The following is an 18,841-nucleotide window of genomic DNA, read 5'->3' as shown; positions in this document are numbered from 1 at the left end:
AATGAATATTATGCTATCGTTACTCATGCTAGCCTCCAAATTTAGTTGTTTGACGCACTAATTATGGCTCTGGCTTTTAGCTAACCCACGATATTGGAGGCTAGCACCTCGTGGGGGGCATTATGTCTATGCGCTCCGGACAAATTTAAGGATAGATGTATGAAATATGCCCCAATCAAAGATGAAATCACGTTTGATGACTTCTCAAAAGTTGACATTCGAGTTGGCCTAATCGAGGAAGTCAGCGAAGTAGCTAAGTCTGATAAGCTCATGAAACTTACAGTCGACTTTGGTGACCATAAACGTTCAATCTTAGCTGGTATAAAGCAAGAGCGTGAAAACCCGAAAGAAATAGAAGGTAAGCAAGCTTTATTTGTTGTGAACTTGCCTGAACGAAAGATGGCAGGTGAAGTGTCTCAAGGCATGTTGTTTGACATTGGCTATGAAGACAAATTGCAACCGTGCCTAGCTTGTCCAGAAACACAAATGCCAAATGGCGCAAGAGCTGGGTAACGCGCATAACAAGCATTTAAGGCTTCAAGATACTTTTTCTAATCAATATCGAACACGTTAGAGCTCAAAATCTAACGCGTATCTGTCCAATAGTGAGTTTCAGTTCTAACTCTTTCATTGCATCCCTACGTTCACACAAACAAAAATAGCCGCTGATTAGCGGCTATTTTTAGTTATCTGAACGAAGCTTTTATGACTTTTACTTCTTCGTCTCTTCAACCACAGCCTTCATCAATACCGAAGTATCCATGCGGCCTTCGCCTTGAGCAGATAAAGCTTTGTAAGCATTATTGGTTTTTTCCGTCAATGGAAGTTGAATGCCTTGGCGCTCAGCTTCATCCAAGCAGAAGCCTAAGTCTTTGATCATCCAGTCGATAGCAAAACCAAAGTCGAATTTGTTTTCCGACATCGTCACCGCGCGGTTCTCCATCTGCCATGAGCCAGCAGCGCCGTTTTTAAGGCAATCAACCAGTGTTTGAATGTCTAAGCCTGATTTCTCAGCCAGCACTAAGCCCTCAGACAGGCCGTTCAGCACACCTGCAATGCAGATCTGGTTAACCATTTTCGCGCGTTGACCTTGGCCGACCTTACCCATAAGAACGGATGACTTGCCGTAAGCGTCGAATACAGGTTGAAGATCATTGAATAGCTCTTGCTCACCACCACACATGATGGTTAGCACGCCGTTTTCTGCGCCCGCTTGACCGCCTGAAACTGGCGCATCCATAAAACGAACGCCAGCTTTGTTAGCAGCAACGTCAAGCTCTTCCGATAACAGTGCAGACGTCGTGGTGTGGTCGACAAGGATCGCGTTTGGCTTCATCGCCGCCAATGCACCTGTTTCGCTGGTCGTCATACTGCGAACGTCGTCATCGTTGCCGACACAAACCAACACTACGTCAGCTTCTGCTACACACTCCGCAACGGTCTCAGCGGCTTTACCTTGGTATTTATCAGCCCAATCGAGTGCTTTGCTGTGAGTACGATTAAATACCGTTACTTCGAAACCGGCTTTAACTAGGTGACCTGCCATTGGGAAACCCATTACACCCAGTCCGATAAAACTTACTTTCATTTATTGCTCCTTTTTATGAGGCGGGCGCTTCATTGTGAAAAGATCGAATGCTCTCGATCAGTGCATTAATCAGTAGCGTCAACGCCTTAGGCTGATATTTTCTCTCTTTGTACACTAAATATGCCTGTCGGTCACCTCGATGGTATTCAGGTAAAAGTTGAATGAGGTCCATATTGGGTGAGATATGACGAAACGGCAGCGAAGCGACACCTAAGCCATTCTCAACTGCTTCAGCGACTCGGTGGATATCATTGACCACAAACTTGGGCTGAATGCTGATATTGCGCTCCAGGGTATCTCCTTTATAGAGCGGAATGTCCGTAACATGGTCAACACTAACCCAATCTTGCTGCGCCAACTGTTCTGGGGTGGTTATGGCACCTCTGCGCTCTAGGTATTTCTGGCTAGTAAAGAAGCCGTGCTTGGCTTTAAATAGGGGGCGCGCAATCATCCCTTCCAAGTTGGAGACATTAAAGGTCACCAGCAAGTCACGATCCGTTTCTGGGACTAAATGTTGCTGACTCAAGACTAAGTCCAATTGCACCTTAGGGTACTGAATCAGAAAATTCTCGATCGTGTTGCTCAGAAAGCTGCCATAAAAATTGTGTGGGACGGTCAGCTTAATCTTGCCCTGAATCACATCCTTGCCTTTGAGCAGATCCAAAAAACCAGCTTGCAATGACTCCATGCCGCTACTGAGGGATTGAAACGCCGCTTCGCCATCCTCAGTCGCAACCAACTCTCGCCCTTTTTTCTCAAGCAGGCGAATCCCAAGCCGCTCCTCTAAAGCAGATAAACGGCGGGACATGGTTGAGACAGGAAGCTGCAGTGAACGTGAGGCAGACAGCAAAGAGCCTTTCTCTACCACAGCACAGAATAAAAACAGATCATCAATGTTTCCATATATGGAATTCATAGTTCTTTATATGCCTATTTTTCTCATTTGTGGATAAGAGTAACCTTAACCCAACAAACAAGAAAAATCATTAGGAGCAGAGATGAATAAAAAACTTCACTATGTCACTGCGACACTCTCTTCACTGGTCATGGCAGTACTGATGTCAGGCATTATTTCAGGCACTAAGATGGGCTTCAGCCACGATTGGCCACCAGTATGGCTAAACAGCTTTTTGTTGGCGTGGCCATGTGCACTGGTACTTAGCCTTACGCTACTGCCAAAAGTGAAAAAGCTCGCAGAGTGGATATGTAAGCCAAGAGAATCACAACCGTCTCAAGTAGGGCTGTGTGATGAATAGGGAGTCGACGAATGTTTTTTGTAATGATTAAAGCCAAAAAGCACCGATTTTTTCATCGTTCCGGCGGAACAATGATCAAGGTAAAATCGCAAACATAAAAAAACCGAGCACGTGGCTCGGTTTTTAGTATTCAAATGACAGCTCAGTGAACTGTCACGACAACGCAGAATTACAGCTCAGCGTTGTGGTAAACCTGTTGTACGTCATCACAGTCATCTAGAAGGTCTAGGAACTTCTGGAATTTCACTGCATCATCACCCGCTACAGGCGTGTGAGTTTGAGGTACGAACGTGATCTCTTCAACGTCTAGTGTTAGATCTGGGAAAGCAGCTGTTAGTGCAGTCTTAGTCTTGAAGAACTCTGTTGTTGGAGCGAATACAGTGATTACGCCATCTTCTAGCTCAACGTCAGTTACGTCTACGTCTTCCATCATTAGCGTTTCTAGGATGATCTCGTCATCTTCGCCTTTGAATTGGAATACCGCTTGGTGAGCGAACATGTGAGAAACAGAACCTTCAACACCGATTTTCGCACCAGTCTTAACGAAACATTGGCGAACGTCTTGGAAAGTACGGTTACCGTTATCTGTTAGACAGTCAACGATTACGCTTGTGCCGCCAGGGCCGAAACCTTCGTAACGAGCTGGTACGTAGTCTTCACCACCACCGCCGTTTGCTTTATCGATCGCTTTGTCGATAACGTGTGCAGGTACTTGGTCTTTTTTCGCTTTAGCAATCAGGTGCTTAAGCGATAGGTTCATATCTGGATCTGAACCGCCATTCTTCGCACACATGTAAATTTCTTTACCGTACTTGGAATAAACTTTAATTTTTGCGCCTGCTGTTTTCGCCATAGAGGCTTTACGCACTTCAAAACTTCTTCCCATCGGGATCTTCTCTCTGATTCAATTAACGGGGCAAATTCTAGCAAAAAACCGCATCATTTCAATTCTGCGGCATTGCTGGGGTAAGCGTGGTCTGCAATTATGCGACACCCATTACCTGTTTGTATTTCTCTACAGACTGATCAAACCAAGCTTTCTCTTGCGGGTCGGTGAGCTTCATTGCTTCTTCAACAATGGCTTCAGGGCCACATTTTGCCTGCTTCAATTGCCATACGAGGAATGAAGCCTGCTTATCCAGCTCGATCTTATTTTTCTCATCGGGTGGAAGGAGTGAAAGGTTGATAGACATTTTCAGCCTCAGTCTGTAGTAAACTTGGCCGAGAAATATAGCATATAGGGCTCTAGTAAAACCAATATTATAAGAATAATTCAGTAAGAAAGAAGCTCATACAGAGCCCCTAGCTTGCCTATTTAAGCGATGATGGCACTCTCATCACAAATAAATCACAAATCCCCTAAATGCTTGACGCAACTCGTCAACAATATCCTTGTTAGACATCTGGTCTGAACTCATCGCATTTGGCAGCACAGATAAAATCGTTGTTATGGAGCCCCTTAATGGAGTGACTCCACCATGTCACGGTCACTTTGCCCCATTCCAATAATATTGAGGGGTGATGAAACTCTTCTTCAGCCAATTCTGCGACTTGATTGCTGAACGCCCATGCCAGCTTAAAATTCTTAAAGCGATAGGTTTTCTCCAACTGCGGAATGCCCTCTCTGATGACAATCTCCCAGTCATGCAGCTCTTTTAGTAGAGTCTGTTGCTCTGATTCATTCAACGCTTTGGCATCACTGGTACAGGCTTCGCATTTTAATTCATTCAGCATGTGTCGCTTCCTTTGGTTCAAAAAGTGGTGGTAATAGCCCAGACTGACGAGCTAAATCGGCTTGAGCGATGAGGTCTTGTTGGCTTAACTGAAACAAGTGCGCTAAACCATCAATAACAAAATATTTAGGTTGCATGATGTCTATTCGATAAGGCGTTCTGAGTACAGTCTGAAGATCGAACGTTTCTCGAATAACGCTTGACTCTTCCAATGCGTAGAGTGTTTCTGCTGGCGATGACAGGATCCCACCACCATAGATTTTGGTCTGTCCTTGCTCTTTGACTAAACCGAACTCAACGGTAAACCAGTATAGGCGAGCAAGATAAGCACGCTGCTTTGACGTCGCAGCTTGACCCAAACGGCCATAGTGTTCAGTGAACGACGCGAAACTGACATTGGTCAGCATCGCGCAGTGGCCAAAGATTTCATGGAAAAAGTCCGGCTCTTGCAAGTAGTCGAACTCGTCACGGGTTCTTAAAAAGGTCGCGACAGGGAAACGTTTACTGCCAAGCAGTGCAAAGAAGCGGTCGAAATCAATCAAAGCGGGCACAGGTTCTACCTGCCAACCTGTGGTGGAGGCTAATACTCGATTGATTTCAGGTAGTTGTGGTACTCGGTCTAAAGGCAAATCCAATAAGCGTAACCCCTGCAAATAAGCCTCACAGGCTCGGTTTTGGATCACATTTAGCTGCCTACTAACCAAGTCATGCCAAATCGCATCTTCTTGGCTGTTCCAATCTACCCACCCATCTTGGCTGACAGGTTTAGAATGATAATGAGTCACTGCTTCCCTCCAATTGCTTCCCTACTTTAAGCGTATCCGCCCTCCCCTTAACCGCCAGTTTGCACAGATGGATTAGCAACACGAAACCTGTAACAATTATTTTACATTAACTTTAATCTTATGATTTTAATGAGTTTTTAAACGCATAACATTGGGAATAACACAGCCTAGTTCACTCAAAGGCTATACAAGTGAGGTGCTAGCGTGTTGATAGCCATTGTTTGACTTTGGAGATCGTCGGTACAAGACTGAATCTATTAATTTTTTATCGAAGAGGCGCTCATGGATAAGAGTGAACCAATCTGGCAACCAAGCTCAGAACGCATTGCTCAAGCGAACATCACAAGGTACATGGATCAGCTAAACCAACAGGGGTTAAGTCTTGATGGTTACCCCGCACTGCATCAATGGTCTGTTGAGCAACCAGAGCGTTTCTGGCAGCAAACGTGGGAGTTTTGTGGTGTGATAGGTTCACAAGGAAAACATACCGCCATTTTAGGTGAGCCTCGTTGGCAGCAGTCACAACCAAATCGAGATACCTTGTGGTTCCCCGAGGCCAAACTCAATTACGCTGAAAACCTGCTTAAGCATACCCACCAGCAACAAGACACTCTGGCGATATGGTTCGAAAATGAATTGGGTGAACAGACTCAATACACTTGGCAGGCACTGTATGACGATGTCTCTCGTATTCAACAGTGGCTGATGGAGTGCGGAGTGACGAAAGGCGATACCGTCGCTGCGTATACTCCGTATTTACCAGAGGTGGTGGTCGCGATGCTCGCCGCTACCAGTTTAGGAGCGACTTGGACATCAACCTCGCCCGATTTTGGCGTGGAAAGCGTTTTAGAGCGCTTTGGACAAGTTCAACCGAAAGTGTTGTTTACCTGCGATGGCTACTCTTTTAATGGTAAGCACTTCGATATGTCAGAGAAAAACCACGCACTTTCTCAGCAAATATCAGGGTTAGAGCAAGTCTGTCAGATAAACTACGCCAACAAAGCCAGTGCACCAGCGTCACCCTCTCACCAAAACTGGCAAGCGATTATCTCGTCTTACCAAGCTAGAACCATCGAGTTTACTCAAGTGGGCTTTAATGAGCCGCTGTTTGTTCTTTACTCTTCAGGAACCACAGGCAAACCGAAATGCATTGTGCACAGCGTCGGTGGCACAATGCTCAACCACCTGAAAGAGCATCAACTTCACTGCGACATCAAGCCACACGATCGCGTGTTCTATTACACCACCTGTGGCTGGATGATGTGGAACTGGCATGTTTCTGCACTGGCGAGTGGGGCTTGCTTGGTGATATTCGATGGCAACCCAATGTGCCCAAATCCAAGCGTATTATGGGATCTGGCTGCGCGAGCCGACGTAACCCTTTTCGGTACCTCAGCGAAGTATTTAGAAGCGCTCGAAAAGGTTCCATTTCACCCTGAAGAGCACACCGCTTTGCCTGCGCTGAAAACTCTCTGCTCTACCGGTTCAGTGCTCTACCCTGAGCAGTTCGATTTTGTCTGCCAATCGATAAAATCCGACTTACATCTCGCGTCAATTTCTGGTGGTACCGATATTTGTGGCTGCTTTGTGCTAGGCAACCCTATCTCTCCGGTTTATCGAGGAGAGTGCCAAGCTGCTGGCCTAGCCGTGGATGTAAGAGTGTTTAGCAGTCACGGAGAGGCCATAACCGAACAACGAGGCGAACTGGTGTGTTGCAACTCACTCCCCAACTTCCCGAACGGGTTTTGGAATGACAGTGGTGAACGCTATCACGACACCTATTGGAGCCGTTTTGAGGATACTTGGCACCACGGTGACGATGTAAAGCAGAGCGACAATCGAGGTTTTGTATTCTTCGGACGTCGCGACGCAACACTCAACCCCGGTGGCGTGCGCATCGGTACGGCGGAAATCTACCAACAGGTGAATCATATCGAAGGGATCGTCGACTCTATCGCCGTTGGCAAAGCGGCTGAGCGCAATGAAGATATCTGGCTATTCGTTCAACTGGAATCACAAATAGAGCTTACCGAGCCTTTAAAGACGACCATTAAGAGTCAGTTGAAATCTGCGTGTTCACCAAGGCATGTCCCGAGCCAAATCTTTGCGATCAGTGACATTCCTAAAACCCGCTCCGGTAAGTTGGTGGAGCTAGCCGTGAAACAGGTCGTTAATGGCAACCCTGTCGAGAACATCGGTGCGATCGCCAATGCCGAGGTACTAGAAGAGATAAAGCAAATGATTACGAAAAAGGGATAACCGCTCATACGGCTACCCCTTTTGCAATCTCGTTACTGTTTGTCCCTCAGATTAACTGCCCGCGTCCTCTTGGTTCTCGGGCAGAGCATCAATAAAGGCCTGCCGTTGATTACACGCTGCAACGATCGAGTTAATCAGCGGATAGGGTGACATATCTACTCCAAACCTTTGTGCGTTATACACTTGTGGAACCAGACAGATATCAGCAATCGACGGTGTATCAGTCACACTGAACCGACACGAACCGTACTTCTCTCTATGCTTTGCAAGCTTCTCTTCAAGCGCCGAGAACCCTTGCCCAATCCAGTGATGCATCCACTTCACCTTCACTGATTGCTCACAGCCTAACTCTCGCTCTAAGTATTGCAGAACGCGTAGATTGTTAAGCGGATGAACATCAACCGCGATGTCTTGAGCTAACGCCAATGCCTGATAGCGCAGCGGCGTTTGTGTCGGAATCACTATGTTGGATGGGTACTCGTCATCCAAATATTGGATGATAGCCAAGGACTGGTTAAGGCAAATTTCACCGTCCACCAGCACAGGCACTAACTCGGCGGCATTCAAGCGGTGATATTCAGCACTGTGCTGCTCACCGCCTTCACGCAACAGATGAATCGATTGTGACTGGTAACTAAGCTGTTTTAGGTTGAGACAGATCCTGACTCGATAAGCCGCTGATGATCGCCAATATCCGTAAAGCTTGATCCTTTCACTCATCGCTTACCCTCTACTTACGAGCCTTGATACTTAATCACTTGCTGATCAATGGCACCGAAGATCGACTGCCCTTCCCTATTCAACATCTCCAATTTGATGGAGTCACCAAAGGTCATAAAGCGCGTCTTAGGTTGACCATCACGAATGGTTTCAATCATGCGCACCTCTGCGATACATGAATAGCCAACACCACCCTCTTGAATAGACGTGCCATGGTCAGTGCCCTGTTTATTCGACACGGTACCAGAGCCGATGATGGTGCCTGTCGACAATGGACGCGTTTTTGAGGCGTGCATAACCAGCTGCGCAAAATCAAACGTCATATCAACCCCGGCATTGGGACAACCAAACGGCTCGTTGTTATAGGTCGAGATCAGAGGAAGATGCACCTTGCTCTGATGCCAGTCCTGCCCTAACTCATCTGGTGTAACAGCCACGGGCGAGAATGCAGATGAGGGTTTTGATTGGAAAAAGCCAAAACCCTTGGCTAGCTCGGCTGGGATTAATCCTCGCAGGGAGACATCGTTCACCAGCATTAACAAGCGAATCGACTCTTCTGCCTGCTCTCGATTTGCTCCCATCGGCACATCACCAGTGATCACGGCGACTTCCCCTTCAAAGTCTATCCCCCATTCATCACTCGCAAATTCAATATCGTCGCGAGGACCAATGAAAGAGTCGGAACCGCCCTGGTACATCAACGGATCGCTCCAAAAGCTCTCTGGCATCTCCGCACCACGCGCCTTTCTGACCAATTCAACATGGTTGACATAAGCGCTACCATCCGCCCATTGGTAGGCACGCGGCAGTGGCGATTCACAATCAACCGCCTCAAAAGGTTCGCTCTGTTCGACTCTCTGCTCATTAAGCGCTTCATAAAGTTCAGACAGTGACGATTCGACCTGTTGCCAATGATCCATGGCTGTCTGCATCGTCGGCGCGAGATGCAGTGCGTGGAAAATCTCTGTTGCAGGGACACATCGAGAAAGATCTCGGCTCACGACCATCAATAGTCCGTCGCGAGTCCCATTTTTCTTGGTTGCTAATTTCATCCTTGCTCCCTACTTCTCTTGCCAACTGTAGACATATTGTTTGTTCTCTACCGCGTCGAGTTCATCAGCGAACGATAGAGCGTGGCGTGTATCAATCATGACGGCGACTTCATCGGTAAAAGTTTTTTTATGCTCTAATCCTGCCTTGAAGGCTTTAGGATGTGGGCCATGCGAGAAGCCCGCAGGATGGAATGTCACCATCCCGGCTTCGATGTTGTCGCGACTGAAGAAGTCGCCCGCATGGTAGAAGAGCACTTCATCATAATCGTCATTGTTGTGGTAAAACGGCACTTTTAGCGCACCAGGGTCGCTCTCTATCGGGCGTGGTACAAAGGTACACACGACAAACCCAGCCCCAACAAAAGTCGTGTGAGCAGATGGCGGTAAGTGATAACGGTGTGACATTAAAGGTCGGATATCGCGCCAATTGACCTTCACAACCGCCAGATCACCATGCCAGCCAATCGCATCTAACGGATTAAATGGATAGGTGATCACACTAGTCTGGTCATGGCGTTTTACATGAACCTGAGTTTCGTTTTCTGAATATTGAGCTTGGAATGCTTCATCGATGGAAGGCACCTCAAGCACGGCCGGATCGAACACCGCATGATTCCCAACCATGCCCTTCTCCGGCAAAGTATACGCAGCGTCGGTGTTTTCAATCATCAAGATAAACATCGGCTCGTTAGGCTCTAAACGCCAGCTGGTGGAGCGCGGGATCATGACGTAGTCACCATCCCTCACTTCTAAGTGTCCATAATCACAGTAAAGGTGTGCGCTGCCTTGATGAATGAACAACAGCTCATCACCATCGGCATTACGGACTAGGTGCTCCATACTCTTTTCAACTTTCCAAACTCGAATCTTGCAGTCCGCATTGTGAAGCAAGTGTGGCACTTGCCAAGGCGACACCTGAACAGCGGATTCAACGCGAGTAAAGTCAAAGGCGCGAGGACGTAGCTCCCCCTCCCATTGCGACCAACCCGTGGGAGCGTGTTGATGGTGAAAGTGTGCAGCAGGGCCAAAGAAGCCGCTTCGACCCGCTTCGCGCTCATAAATCGCCTCCTTCGGAAAGTCGGCGTGCGCTTGCTTAGAGCAAGTGCCCTCACGATGAGGAAAAGGGATCCATTTACTCATCGGTCAACACTCCGCGTCGAATCTGATCCTCTTCAATCGATTCAAACAGCGCTTTAAAGTTACCTTCACCAAAGCCCTTGTTACCTTTGCGTTGAATGATCTCGAAGAACACCGGCCCAATAACGGTTTGCGTGAAGATCTGAAGCAAGATGCCATCTTTGGTGGGTGCGCCATCGATCAAGATACGCAAATCACGTAAACGACTGGTGTCCTCACCATGGCCTTTAACGCGCTGGTCGACTTTCTCATAGTAGGTGTCAGGCGTTGGCATAAAATCCATGCCTCGGTCACGCAGGGTCGAAACCGTTTGATAGATATCGTCAGTAGTCAGGGCAATGTGCTGAATCCCTTCGCCGTTGTATTCGCGAATGAACTCCTCAATCTGAGATTTATCATCGGAAGACTCATTGATTGGGATACGGATCTTGCCACACGGTGCAGTCATGGCACGGCTTACAAGACCCGTGAGTTTACCCTCGATATCGAAGTAGCGAATCTCTCTGAAGTTACCGATACGCTCGTAAAAACCTGACCATAAATCCATATTGCCTTGTTTCACGTTGTGGGTCAGGTGGTCTATCTCGTACAAACCGACATCGGCACCTACTAGCCTTTGGTCCGCATCATCATAGAAGCGGAAATCGACGTCATAGATACTCTGTTTTCCATAGCGGTCAACGAAATACAAAAGACTCTCGCCGATACCATAAATCGCGGGAATGCTGAGCTCCATCGGGCCAATATCAGTGATGTACTCCTCACCGCCGTTGTCCAATGCTTGTTTCAGAGCCACATTGGCATCATGAACACGAAAAGCCATGCCACAGACTGATGGGCCATGCACTCTCGCAAACTCCTCAGCTTGGCTGTGAGGCTGCGCATTGACGATAAAACTGATGTCCCCTTGTCGATATAGCCACGCCTCTTTTGAGCGGTGCTTGGCAATCTCGGCAAAACCCAGTGACACAAACAGCGCCTTCAGTTGCTCTATCCCTTCATCATTAGCTGCGGTGTACTCAACGAATTCAAAACCATCCGTACCTAACGGGTTGTAGCTATCGACCATGTTTCTCTCCTTGTGAAAATTGCAGCACGTAGAACGCGCTTAACTTAAACTTGGAACAGAACTCGTGAGATTGAAAATCCTCAACAAAATCAGCAAAAACCACCTTTCTCAATGAAAAATGTAAACAAGATGTTACACCCAAGAATAAAAAGGCTGAAAGCTAACCCAATCAAGCGATTGAGGATTAAAGGCGGGGTTTACAAGGCAAGTCAAGTGTGAATGAATTGTTACATTGAAGCTTGTCGGCAGAATTCGGTGTCGCGTTGATAATGAGTCACGCGAGCATAAAAAACGGGCCATACAACTCATCTTGTATGGCCCGTTTACAATTAATAAAGAAGTTAAATGATCTGCTGCTCGACTCCATCTTTATCGAGCACCTTCTTCGGCAGACTCAAAAACTTCTCGGCAGCAGCGAGCAACTTGTGCTGATTCACAGGTTTAGCGATAAACTCATCCATCCCCGCTTCGAAGCAGAGGTGCTTGTCTCTTTGCACCACGTTAGCAGTTAAAGCAACTATTGGAACGTGTCGCTCAGACCCTTCTTCGATGGCGCGAATCAGCTTGGTTGCTTCGAAGCCGTCGAGGACCGGCATTTGACAATCCATAAACACGATTTTGTAGTCGGCTTTTTGATACATCTCGACGCCGATCTTGCCGTTCTCTGCGATATCTACTTCAAGCCCCAATTTCTTGATCATCATTTTGGCAACTTGTTGATTCACTCGCGAGTCTTCAACTACCAGCGCTTTGCCTTCGAACTGTGGTAATGGCGCTTGTTCAACTTGAGGCTCTACTTCAGGTTTCGAGTGCTCAGCAGTGACAGTTTTGAATGATACTTCCCCCCGATTAGCGTAAGTGAAGCCTTGCTCAGAAGCCCGACTAGAGAGCACACGGTTCACTGTCCATTTCAATTGGTTATCATGATAAGGACGCGCGATATACGCCACATACCCCACCTGTTTGGCTCTCTGTTCGTCTTCAAGGTGCGGATCTGCGGATATCATCACAAGCAGCGGACACTGATCTTTGAATCGTTGAGTTAAGGTTTCCGCCAGTTCGAATCCATCCACAGATGGCATCACCTTATCGATCAATATCAAATCGTAAGGGGTATTCTTCTCTAGCGACGTCGCCACTAACTCAACGGCTTCTTCAGCGCCATCGCAGCTGACCGACTCGCAGCCGAATGCTTTAAGCTGAGCGGAAGTAATGCGCATATTTAGCTGACTGTCGTCCACCAGCAGTACCGAAACCTTGTTCATGTCTACCTGAGTTTGCGTCATTTCGTTGCACACATCAAAGTCGGCAGAGAAGTAGAAAGAGCTCCCCTTACCTTCGATACTGTACAGTTCCAACTTAGAGTCCATCAGGGTGACAATCTTCTCACAAATAGCGAGCCCGAGCCCAGTACCGCCATAATTACGAGTGGTACTGCCATCAGCTTGTTGAAACTTCTCAAAGATGCTGCGCTGCTTGTCTTCCGCGATGCCTATGCCACTGTCTTTCACCTCAAACTTGATTCGAGCTTTATCGCTGTTCGGAGCGCCATTCAATGATGGCTCTAGAGACAGAGAAAGAGTCACATGGCCCTGCTCAGTGAACTTGATAGCATTCCCCACTAAATTGTTTAGCACCTGACGAAGCTGCGTACCATCACCTTTGATCACAGCAGGAATACGCGGGTCGGTGATCAGCTGGAATTTGAGGCCTTTCTGTTCTGCTTTGATACGGAAGGTCGATTCTACATCATCGATAGTATTGGCAATACGGAATGGTTCAGATTGCAGGTCGAGGTGCCCTGCTTCAATTTTTGAATAGTCGAGGATGTCGTTGATCAGATCCAGCAGCGTTAATGATGAGGTATTGAGCATGCGCACATACTCTTTTTGCTCTTTTGGCATATCCATATCTGCCAATAAAGATGACAAGCCAATGATCCCGTTCATCGGAGTACGTATCTCATGGCTCATGTTTGCCAAGAACTCACTCTTGTTTTGATTGGCCACTTCAGCGGCTTCTTTAGCTTGCTTCAACTCTTCATACTGTTGACGAATACGCTCTACTGATTGGTTGTAACTGTACTCAAGTGTGGTGATCTCATCAGAATAGGTGTGCCCAACGGGTGTGAGCTTTTGCGGTCCGGCGTGCTGATCTTGTTCATCGATTTGGTTAGAGATTGTCTTCAAACGTCGAACGACAAGACGATAGACGACTGTCAGGCAAACGAGTGAAAGTAGGAATACCTTCACCGCCTCAAACACGGCCAGAACGAGTACCCGATCAACGAAGTCATTCAGTATCAGATTGAGATCAGACTGCACCGTCAGTTTTGCGAGAGGATAATCTTTGCCCCCCATCTGATAAACCATATCCCAAGTTTTCGAGTAGGCTCTGCCGATAATCGGCTGTCCTAGCTCGATCACAACTTGATTGCTATCTTCAATAAGCAGGTAACTGACCGTCGGCAATTGAAAGACACTTTCTGCTTGTACATTTAGTTGATCACGGTCTTCAACCCAAAGGCTTGAGGTTAACCCAGGGAGGTGACCGGTTTTTACTTGGTCAATTTGAGTGCTGATGTAAGAAACGCGATCTTGGTACTCAACATATAGGCTGAGCCCTGTCACAATAACAGTGAACAAAGTGCTGATAGCGATGATTATCCCGATAAGTTGACGAGACAGTCCGATATAGCGCTTTCCTTGTTTCACCATAGATAAATTCCGTTTTTTAAGTTTAGTAAATTACTATTACTCAACTAGTATAATAGTAGTCGTCCTACAAATAACCAGGGAAGGTTATGAAAAAATATCTTCTTTCAACTGCAATAGCAGCTTTATTTTCAAGTGGTTACGCGGTGTCGTCTGAACCACTTCATTACTACATCATTGCCAGCCAAGCTCAGCCTTTTCAAATAGAAGAGAAAGGTGGCGCTCACAAAGGTATGGTGACCGATATTGTTGAAGCCGTATTTCAAGACAGCGATTACGACATCAACTATCACACCTACCCATTCAATCGCATGATCTCGAAGCTGGAAGCTCGCGAGAATGACAACTGGGTAACCTATGGCAGCCCAAGCTGGGGAAATATCCAAGCTGAGAACCTTTCAGACATTCCGATTTACAATGTAAAACACTCTCTCCTCAGCAGCGGAAAAAAACCATTTGAGTTCAATACTATCGATGACTTAGAAGGCAAAGCAGTAGTATTACTATTAGGTTTTGAATATCCAAACCTTGAGCCCTACATTGCCGAAGGTAAGCTCAACGAGATTCGAGTAAAGGACTATACCGCCGCCTTCCGCGTTCTTAACCGTACCCCAGGTGACACTGTGTTTGTCGAAATGGAGTCACGCATTAAGTACAACCTCAAGGACCAAAAGCTCGATATCAACGACTACCAACTGCAAAGGTTCGGTTCGGTGATCAGCGACTATCCGATTCACCTCGCCTTTGACCCTCAAATGAAGCCTGAACTGCAATCATTTATCAATCAGCGCTTGGTAGAAATGAGAGATAATGGGCAACTTGATGATATTGTTGGTAAATACCTTTAATTAGCCAGATATCTCAACCCAAGCGAAAGCCTCAAGATTATCTTGGGGCTTTTTTAGTGATGAACTTTAAAACTCTCTCTAGGGCGTGAAAACAGTAGAGGTACCGACAGCAAGTCACGCTCACTGTGTGTCGCTACAGGCTTTAAGCAGACGGGCTGATCATTAAGCTGACTACGAACACTCATCAAAATCTTGCCGAGGTGATTTTCACCTGTGCCGTCTCCCCCATCGCCCCAGAAGCTGTCTTTGTGCGAGTGCTCCTTGATGACTGAGTCGCCGGTATTGATAAGAAACAGAGCAAAACAAGGGTTCTGTTTGAATTTCTCGGTCACAATAAAGCGCATGACATCGACGCGAATGTCATACCAATCTTCACGCACTTGTTCATCATAATCGCGGCTCAATGCGAATGCCTCAGCAGGCGAACTTGCCATGTAAATCTGCTGTCTAAGCTTTTCGCAGGTAAACTTCATCGCTTGGTAATAGTGTTCGCTGGTCGCCCATATCTCATCGCCAACGCGAATCGGACAGGCCGCGAAATTTGAAAGGTAACCGTTTGGGTCTTCTGGCTCGTAAAACAGAACCTCTTTGCAGTTCGCCATCCTCTACTCCTCACCAACAGTGCATCTCAGCGCTTATCTTTTTCTTTTAAAATTAGTGCTGCGTGATAGTGGTGTCAAATAGAGTGCGCCAGTGAAGTGTGAGTCTGTGAATGGGGTTCACTTAACCGCAGGGGCAGTATGCTGTAAATAGGGTGGAAATACAGATAGAGCGACGCTTGGTCGCTCTAAAAGGAATAATCAAAGATCAGTGAATCAGACCTAATTCTCTCGCTTCTTCAAGGCTCAGACCGCTTTCTCTAATTTCTCTAAGAGCCTCGATACGACGGCGAGCTTCAGCCGACTTCATCTGTTTCTCTGGTTTTAGGGATACTTCTTCATCACCATCCCACTTGTTGGCAATGTTCGTCATTTCATCATGGTTGATTGAATTAATGGACATGTTTTCCTCCGAAAAGCACCATGTAATGGACAGCTAATCTGTAGCAAATGCCATTTCTGTTGTTAAGATTTTCTGTACCGAAATGTGATGATTCCGACGCTTCATAAAGCTAATTAACAAATGCCTCATTTAAACTTTGCCAAGCCGAATTTATGCCATTACATTTAAAAGATTCCCCATAAGAAATGTGGTTTGATCTAACTCCCACTTTTCGCCACCTCACAACTCACTTCCTCACCTGAAAATTCCTGCAAACAGGTGCAAATTAATTACGAGTCACTTCAATATTTCTACGCTCTCTGCTTTCCCTAAAAGCACAACATGATATTGATAATTATTATCAATATCATAACGAGCGATAACTATGTCCAGTGAACTAAAAAGCACGCCATTGATTGAGGTAAAAAACCTCTGCGTGGACTACATCACCGACGATGGTGACTTCAATGCGGTGAAATCCGTGAGCTTTCATATTAGCAAAGGGGAAATTTTTGGCCTCGCCGGTGAGTCTGGTTGCGGTAAAAGCACCATCGCCTTTGCCATTAACCGTCTGCACAAGCCGCCAGCGTTTATTTCCGGTGGAGAGATCTTGTTTGATGGGCAAGACCTTCTAAAACTCTCAGACTCGCAACTTAACACTCTACGCTGGAGCGAGATTGCCATGGTATTCCAAAGTGCCATGAACTCGCTCAATCCAGTCCTAACCATTCAAGAGCAGTTCGCCGATGTGCTTCGACACCATAAAGGGATGAGTGACGAGCAAGCTAAAGACCGAGCTGAAAAGCTCTTAGACTTGGTGAACATTCCACGCAATCGTCTCTCAGAGTATCCGCACCAGTTTAGTGGTGGGATGCGACAACGCCTTGTTATCGCCATCGCACTGGCACTCAACCCTAAGCTGATCATCATGGATGAACCGACTACGGCGCTTGACGTTGTAGTGCAGCGAGAAATCTTGCAGCAGATACACCAACTACGTGAAGAGTTTGGCTTCTCTATCCTCTTCATCACCCACGACTTAGCGTTGATGAGTCAGTTGTGTGACCGCATTGCCATTATGCGCTATGGCCAAATCGTCGAGGTCAACGACGCGCATGAGATCCGCAATAACCCACAACATGAATACACCCAAAAACTGTGGAGTTCATTCCCAAACATTCACGAACAGTCACACGCGATTGCGAGCTAGGAGAGCATGATGCAACAGCCAATTATCCAAGTTAAAAACGTCGTTAAAGAGTTCACTGTCGGTGGTGGATTGGGCAAAGAAGAGATTTTTAGAGCGCTACACGGGGTCAGCTTCGACCTCTACGCGGGTAAGACTCTTGCGCTTGTGGGCGAATCAGGTTGTGGTAAAAGCACCTGCGCGAGATTGATGACCAAGGTCTACCCTGCCACTGAAGGTGAGATTTTGTTCAATGGTCAGGACATCTCTACGCTCAAGAGCCGTAAAGAAGTTCTCGACTACCGCAGCAAGGTACAGATGGTATTCCAAGACCCATTCGGCTCACTCAATCCGACCCATACCATTGAACATAATCTGACTCGCCCACTTAGGATTCACAAACAGGTCGACTCTAAACAAGCCCTTGAGAGCCGCCTCAAGGAGTTATTAGAGCTGGTTGAGCTTCCTATCGAAACTTTAGCTAAGTATCCACATGAACTCAGTGGGGGCCAAAGACAGCGTGTTAACCTAGCAAGAGCGCTAGGTGTTGGCGCACAAGTCATCTTGGCTGACGAGCCAACCTCAATGCTCGATGTATCGATTCGTTTGGGTGTACTCAATCTAATGCAACGAATGAAGAAAGAGCTTGGTATCGGTTTTCTCTATATTACTCATGATCTTGCTACTGCTCACTATATCGCTGAAGAGACCGCAGTGATGTACAAAGGGCAGATCGTCGAGTGGGGCTCAACCCAATCGATCCTCACCAACCCACAACATCCATATACTAAACTACTGATCTCAGCGGTACCGGATCCTGATCTTCCATTTGGCGAACTGGTAAAAAATGAACCAAACTATTCGGTAGACGCGGATCTCGTGCGCGAGCGAAGCAGTATTATTCAGCATAAGGTGAATCAAGTTGCTGAAAATCACTATGTAAAACATTGGGATAGTGTTGCATGAATGAACTAGACGCATGGTTAGAGAACATCGAAAATTGGTATCGTTCTCGAAAGCATGATCAAGTAAGTAAACTTGAAAGTCTGATCTTATCGCCTCCAGACACGATCTGGGGGCCGTTGATTGATGATAAGCAGAGCAAGGCCATTGCATGTTGGCTCGATGGTTGTTTACGTGTTTATACCCACTACAAACAATCCACTACCGACCAGTCAGAGAAGGCCTTTCAGTTTGTGATGTTTGCCTACAGTAAGCTTCAGGCAGTGTCGAGCAACTCAGCAGCTGAAACGGAGCTTCGTGATTGGTGCACTAAACGCATGCAGCATTTGTGTGTGCTCGCACTTGAGTTTGCCAACCAACAACAGGATCCGCGATGGCAAAGCGAATCGGAAAGGTTGATCGAATCACATGTGAAATTCATGACTCACCACCCTCATAACCGAGATCAAGTAGGTCACTCTTCTTACACCCACTGATAACGGAAAGATGATCAAGGCAATTAACGGGCGTTTCGATCTCACTCTTGATCATGCTTTCGATAATCAAACAA

20 protein-coding genes are annotated in these 18,841 nt (G+C 46.8%); 7 read left to right on the top strand and 13 right to left on the bottom strand.

What is annotated here, in order from left to right; genetic code table 11:
* The first annotated feature begins 159 nt into the window (after positions 1-159).
* Positions 160-513: a tRNA-binding protein gene (locus KI743_RS08040; protein ID WP_285465877.1), complete on the top strand. Its 354-nt coding sequence runs from the start codon at positions 160-162 to the stop codon at positions 511-513.
* Between the two features lie 199 nt (positions 514-712).
* On the opposite strand, the gene KI743_RS08035 is transcribed toward KI743_RS08040, so the two are convergent.
* Both KI743_RS08035 and KI743_RS08030 read right to left on the bottom strand, forming a co-directional pair.
* Positions 713-1,588, bottom strand: a complete 876-nt coding sequence (locus KI743_RS08035; protein ID WP_032553713.1) for an NAD(P)-dependent oxidoreductase — start codon at positions 1,586-1,588, stop codon at positions 713-715.
* A 13-nt stretch (positions 1,589-1,601) separates the two neighbouring features.
* A complete protein-coding gene (locus KI743_RS08030; RefSeq protein ID WP_032553714.1) occupies positions 1,602-2,504 on the bottom strand; it encodes a LysR family transcriptional regulator in 903 nt (300 codons plus the stop codon).
* Positions 2,505-2,586: 82 nt separating this feature from the next.
* Between KI743_RS08030 and KI743_RS08025 the strand changes: the two genes are divergently transcribed.
* A complete protein-coding gene (locus KI743_RS08025; RefSeq protein WP_032553716.1) occupies positions 2,587-2,844 on the top strand; it encodes a DUF2798 domain-containing protein in 258 nt (85 codons plus the stop codon).
* A gap of 169 nt (positions 2,845-3,013) precedes the next feature.
* On the opposite strand, the gene KI743_RS08020 is transcribed toward KI743_RS08025, so the two are convergent.
* The 4 genes from KI743_RS08020 to phhA form a co-directional block, all read right to left on the bottom strand.
* On the bottom strand, positions 3,014-3,730 hold the full coding sequence (locus KI743_RS08020; protein ID WP_032553717.1) for a YebC/PmpR family DNA-binding transcriptional regulator: 717 nt from the start codon (positions 3,728-3,730) through the stop codon (positions 3,014-3,016).
* A gap of 97 nt (positions 3,731-3,827) precedes the next feature.
* Complete coding sequence (locus KI743_RS08015) at positions 3,828-4,037, bottom strand: DUF3283 family protein (protein WP_032553719.1); 210 nt, start codon at positions 4,035-4,037, stop codon at positions 3,828-3,830.
* Positions 4,038-4,239: 202 nt separating this feature from the next.
* A complete protein-coding gene (locus tag KI743_RS08010) occupies positions 4,240-4,578 on the bottom strand; it encodes a 4a-hydroxytetrahydrobiopterin dehydratase (protein ID WP_032553721.1) in 339 nt (112 codons plus the stop codon).
* Positions 4,568-5,362 carry a phenylalanine 4-monooxygenase gene (gene phhA, locus KI743_RS08005; protein WP_285465876.1) on the bottom strand — a complete coding sequence of 265 codons (795 nt, stop codon included), beginning with the start codon at positions 5,360-5,362 and terminating at the stop codon, positions 4,568-4,570. The genes KI743_RS08010 and phhA overlap by 11 nt, the downstream gene beginning before the upstream one ends.
* Positions 5,363-5,644: 282 nt before the next feature.
* On the opposite strand from phhA, the gene KI743_RS08000 reads away from it, so the two are divergent.
* The gene (locus KI743_RS08000; protein ID WP_285465875.1) at positions 5,645-7,621 is read left to right on the top strand and encodes an acetoacetate--CoA ligase; all 1,977 of its coding nucleotides are present in this window, start codon (positions 5,645-5,647) and stop codon (positions 7,619-7,621) included.
* Between the two features lie 51 nt (positions 7,622-7,672).
* Here KI743_RS08000 and maiA read toward each other — a convergent pair whose 3' ends face one another.
* The 5 genes from maiA to KI743_RS07975 form a co-directional block, all read right to left on the bottom strand.
* Positions 7,673-8,341: a maleylacetoacetate isomerase gene (gene maiA / locus KI743_RS07995; protein ID WP_285465874.1), complete on the bottom strand. Its 669-nt coding sequence runs from the start codon at positions 8,339-8,341 to the stop codon at positions 7,673-7,675.
* Positions 8,342-8,355: 14 nt separating this feature from the next.
* Positions 8,356-9,393: a fumarylacetoacetate hydrolase family protein gene (locus KI743_RS07990; protein WP_285465873.1), complete on the bottom strand. Its 1,038-nt coding sequence runs from the start codon at positions 9,391-9,393 to the stop codon at positions 8,356-8,358.
* Between the two features lie 9 nt (positions 9,394-9,402).
* Positions 9,403-10,533, bottom strand: a complete 1,131-nt coding sequence (locus KI743_RS07985) for a homogentisate 1,2-dioxygenase (protein ID WP_285465872.1) — start codon at positions 10,531-10,533, stop codon at positions 9,403-9,405.
* Positions 10,526-11,599, bottom strand: coding sequence for a 4-hydroxyphenylpyruvate dioxygenase (gene hppD / locus KI743_RS07980; RefSeq protein WP_285465871.1), 1,074 nt, complete (start codon positions 11,597-11,599; stop codon positions 10,526-10,528). The genes KI743_RS07985 and hppD overlap by 8 nt, the downstream gene beginning before the upstream one ends.
* A 341-nt stretch (positions 11,600-11,940) precedes the next feature.
* Entirely contained in the window at positions 11,941-14,316 is a 2,376-nt protein-coding gene (locus KI743_RS07975; protein ID WP_285465870.1) for a response regulator, read from the bottom strand.
* An 86-nt stretch (positions 14,317-14,402) separates the two neighbouring features.
* On the opposite strand from KI743_RS07975, the gene KI743_RS07970 reads away from it, so the two are divergent.
* Entirely contained in the window at positions 14,403-15,161 is a 759-nt protein-coding gene (locus tag KI743_RS07970; RefSeq protein ID WP_285465869.1) for an ABC transporter substrate-binding protein, read from the top strand.
* Between the two features lie 53 nt (positions 15,162-15,214).
* Here the strand turns inward: KI743_RS07970 and KI743_RS07965 are convergent, their stop codons facing one another.
* Positions 15,215-15,763 carry an NADAR family protein gene (locus KI743_RS07965; protein ID WP_285465868.1) on the bottom strand — a complete coding sequence of 183 codons (549 nt, stop codon included), beginning with the start codon at positions 15,761-15,763 and terminating at the stop codon, positions 15,215-15,217.
* 205 nt (positions 15,764-15,968) lie between these two features.
* Positions 15,969-16,163, bottom strand: coding sequence for a PA3496 family putative envelope integrity protein (locus tag KI743_RS07960; RefSeq protein ID WP_032553733.1), 195 nt, complete (start codon positions 16,161-16,163; stop codon positions 15,969-15,971).
* Positions 16,164-16,527: 364 nt separating this feature from the next.
* On the opposite strand from KI743_RS07960, the gene KI743_RS07955 reads away from it, so the two are divergent.
* The 3 genes from KI743_RS07955 to KI743_RS07945 are packed head-to-tail and all read left to right on the top strand — an operon-like array spanning position 16,528 to position 18,767.
* On the top strand, positions 16,528-17,352 hold the full coding sequence (locus KI743_RS07955) for an ABC transporter ATP-binding protein (protein ID WP_150896935.1): 825 nt from the start codon (positions 16,528-16,530) through the stop codon (positions 17,350-17,352).
* Positions 17,353-17,361: 9 nt separating this feature from the next.
* Complete coding sequence (locus KI743_RS07950; RefSeq protein ID WP_285465867.1) at positions 17,362-18,294, top strand: ATP-binding cassette domain-containing protein; 933 nt, start codon at positions 17,362-17,364, stop codon at positions 18,292-18,294.
* Positions 18,291-18,767 carry a transcriptional regulator gene (locus KI743_RS07945; protein WP_285465866.1) on the top strand — a complete coding sequence of 159 codons (477 nt, stop codon included), beginning with the start codon at positions 18,291-18,293 and terminating at the stop codon, positions 18,765-18,767. Before KI743_RS07950 ends, KI743_RS07945 begins: the two co-directional genes overlap by 4 nt.
* The last annotated feature ends 74 nt before the right edge of the window (positions 18,768-18,841 follow it).

The sequence above is a fragment of the Vibrio sp. D420a genome (assembly GCF_030248625.1).
Lineage (GTDB): Bacteria > Pseudomonadota > Gammaproteobacteria > Enterobacterales > Vibrionaceae > Vibrio > Vibrio fortis_A.
The sequence above is the reverse complement of the archived record's forward strand: the minus strand, read 5'-3'. Positions and strand labels throughout refer to the sequence as shown.

Excerpts from the sequence above, each read along its gene's own strand:
- KI743_RS07990 (WP_285465873.1), bottom strand. The coding sequence starts at position 9,393 with ATGAAATTAGCAACCAAGAAAAATGGGACTCGCGACGGACTATTGATG.
- KI743_RS08015 (WP_032553719.1), bottom strand. The coding sequence starts at position 4,037 with ATGTCTATCAACCTTTCACTCCTTCCACCCGATGAGAAAAATAAGATC.
- KI743_RS07950 (WP_285465867.1), top strand. The coding sequence starts at position 17,362 with ATGCAACAGCCAATTATCCAAGTTAAAAACGTCGTTAAAGAGTTCACT.
- KI743_RS08010 (WP_032553721.1), bottom strand. The coding sequence starts at position 4,578 with ATGCTGAATGAATTAAAATGCGAAGCCTGTACCAGTGATGCCAAAGCG.
- KI743_RS08020 (WP_032553717.1), bottom strand. The coding sequence starts at position 3,730 with ATGGGAAGAAGTTTTGAAGTGCGTAAAGCCTCTATGGCGAAAACAGCA.
- KI743_RS08025 (WP_032553716.1), top strand. The coding sequence starts at position 2,587 with ATGAATAAAAAACTTCACTATGTCACTGCGACACTCTCTTCACTGGTC.
- KI743_RS07970 (WP_285465869.1), top strand. The coding sequence starts at position 14,403 with ATGAAAAAATATCTTCTTTCAACTGCAATAGCAGCTTTATTTTCAAGT.
- KI743_RS08000 (WP_285465875.1), top strand. The coding sequence starts at position 5,645 with ATGGATAAGAGTGAACCAATCTGGCAACCAAGCTCAGAACGCATTGCT.
- KI743_RS07945 (WP_285465866.1), top strand. The coding sequence starts at position 18,291 with ATGAATGAACTAGACGCATGGTTAGAGAACATCGAAAATTGGTATCGT.
- KI743_RS07960 (WP_032553733.1), bottom strand. The coding sequence starts at position 16,163 with ATGTCCATTAATTCAATCAACCATGATGAAATGACGAACATTGCCAAC.
- KI743_RS07975 (WP_285465870.1), bottom strand. The coding sequence starts at position 14,316 with ATGGTGAAACAAGGAAAGCGCTATATCGGACTGTCTCGTCAACTTATC.
- KI743_RS08030 (WP_032553714.1), bottom strand. The coding sequence starts at position 2,504 with ATGAATTCCATATATGGAAACATTGATGATCTGTTTTTATTCTGTGCT.
- KI743_RS07965 (WP_285465868.1), bottom strand. The coding sequence starts at position 15,763 with ATGGCGAACTGCAAAGAGGTTCTGTTTTACGAGCCAGAAGACCCAAAC.
- KI743_RS07955 (WP_150896935.1), top strand. The coding sequence starts at position 16,528 with ATGTCCAGTGAACTAAAAAGCACGCCATTGATTGAGGTAAAAAACCTC.
- KI743_RS08040 (WP_285465877.1), top strand. The coding sequence starts at position 160 with ATGAAATATGCCCCAATCAAAGATGAAATCACGTTTGATGACTTCTCA.
- maiA (WP_285465874.1), bottom strand. The coding sequence starts at position 8,341 with ATGAGTGAAAGGATCAAGCTTTACGGATATTGGCGATCATCAGCGGCT.
- KI743_RS07985 (WP_285465872.1), bottom strand. The coding sequence starts at position 10,533 with ATGAGTAAATGGATCCCTTTTCCTCATCGTGAGGGCACTTGCTCTAAG.
- KI743_RS08035 (WP_032553713.1), bottom strand. The coding sequence starts at position 1,588 with ATGAAAGTAAGTTTTATCGGACTGGGTGTAATGGGTTTCCCAATGGCA.
- hppD (WP_285465871.1), bottom strand. The coding sequence starts at position 11,599 with ATGGTCGATAGCTACAACCCGTTAGGTACGGATGGTTTTGAATTCGTT.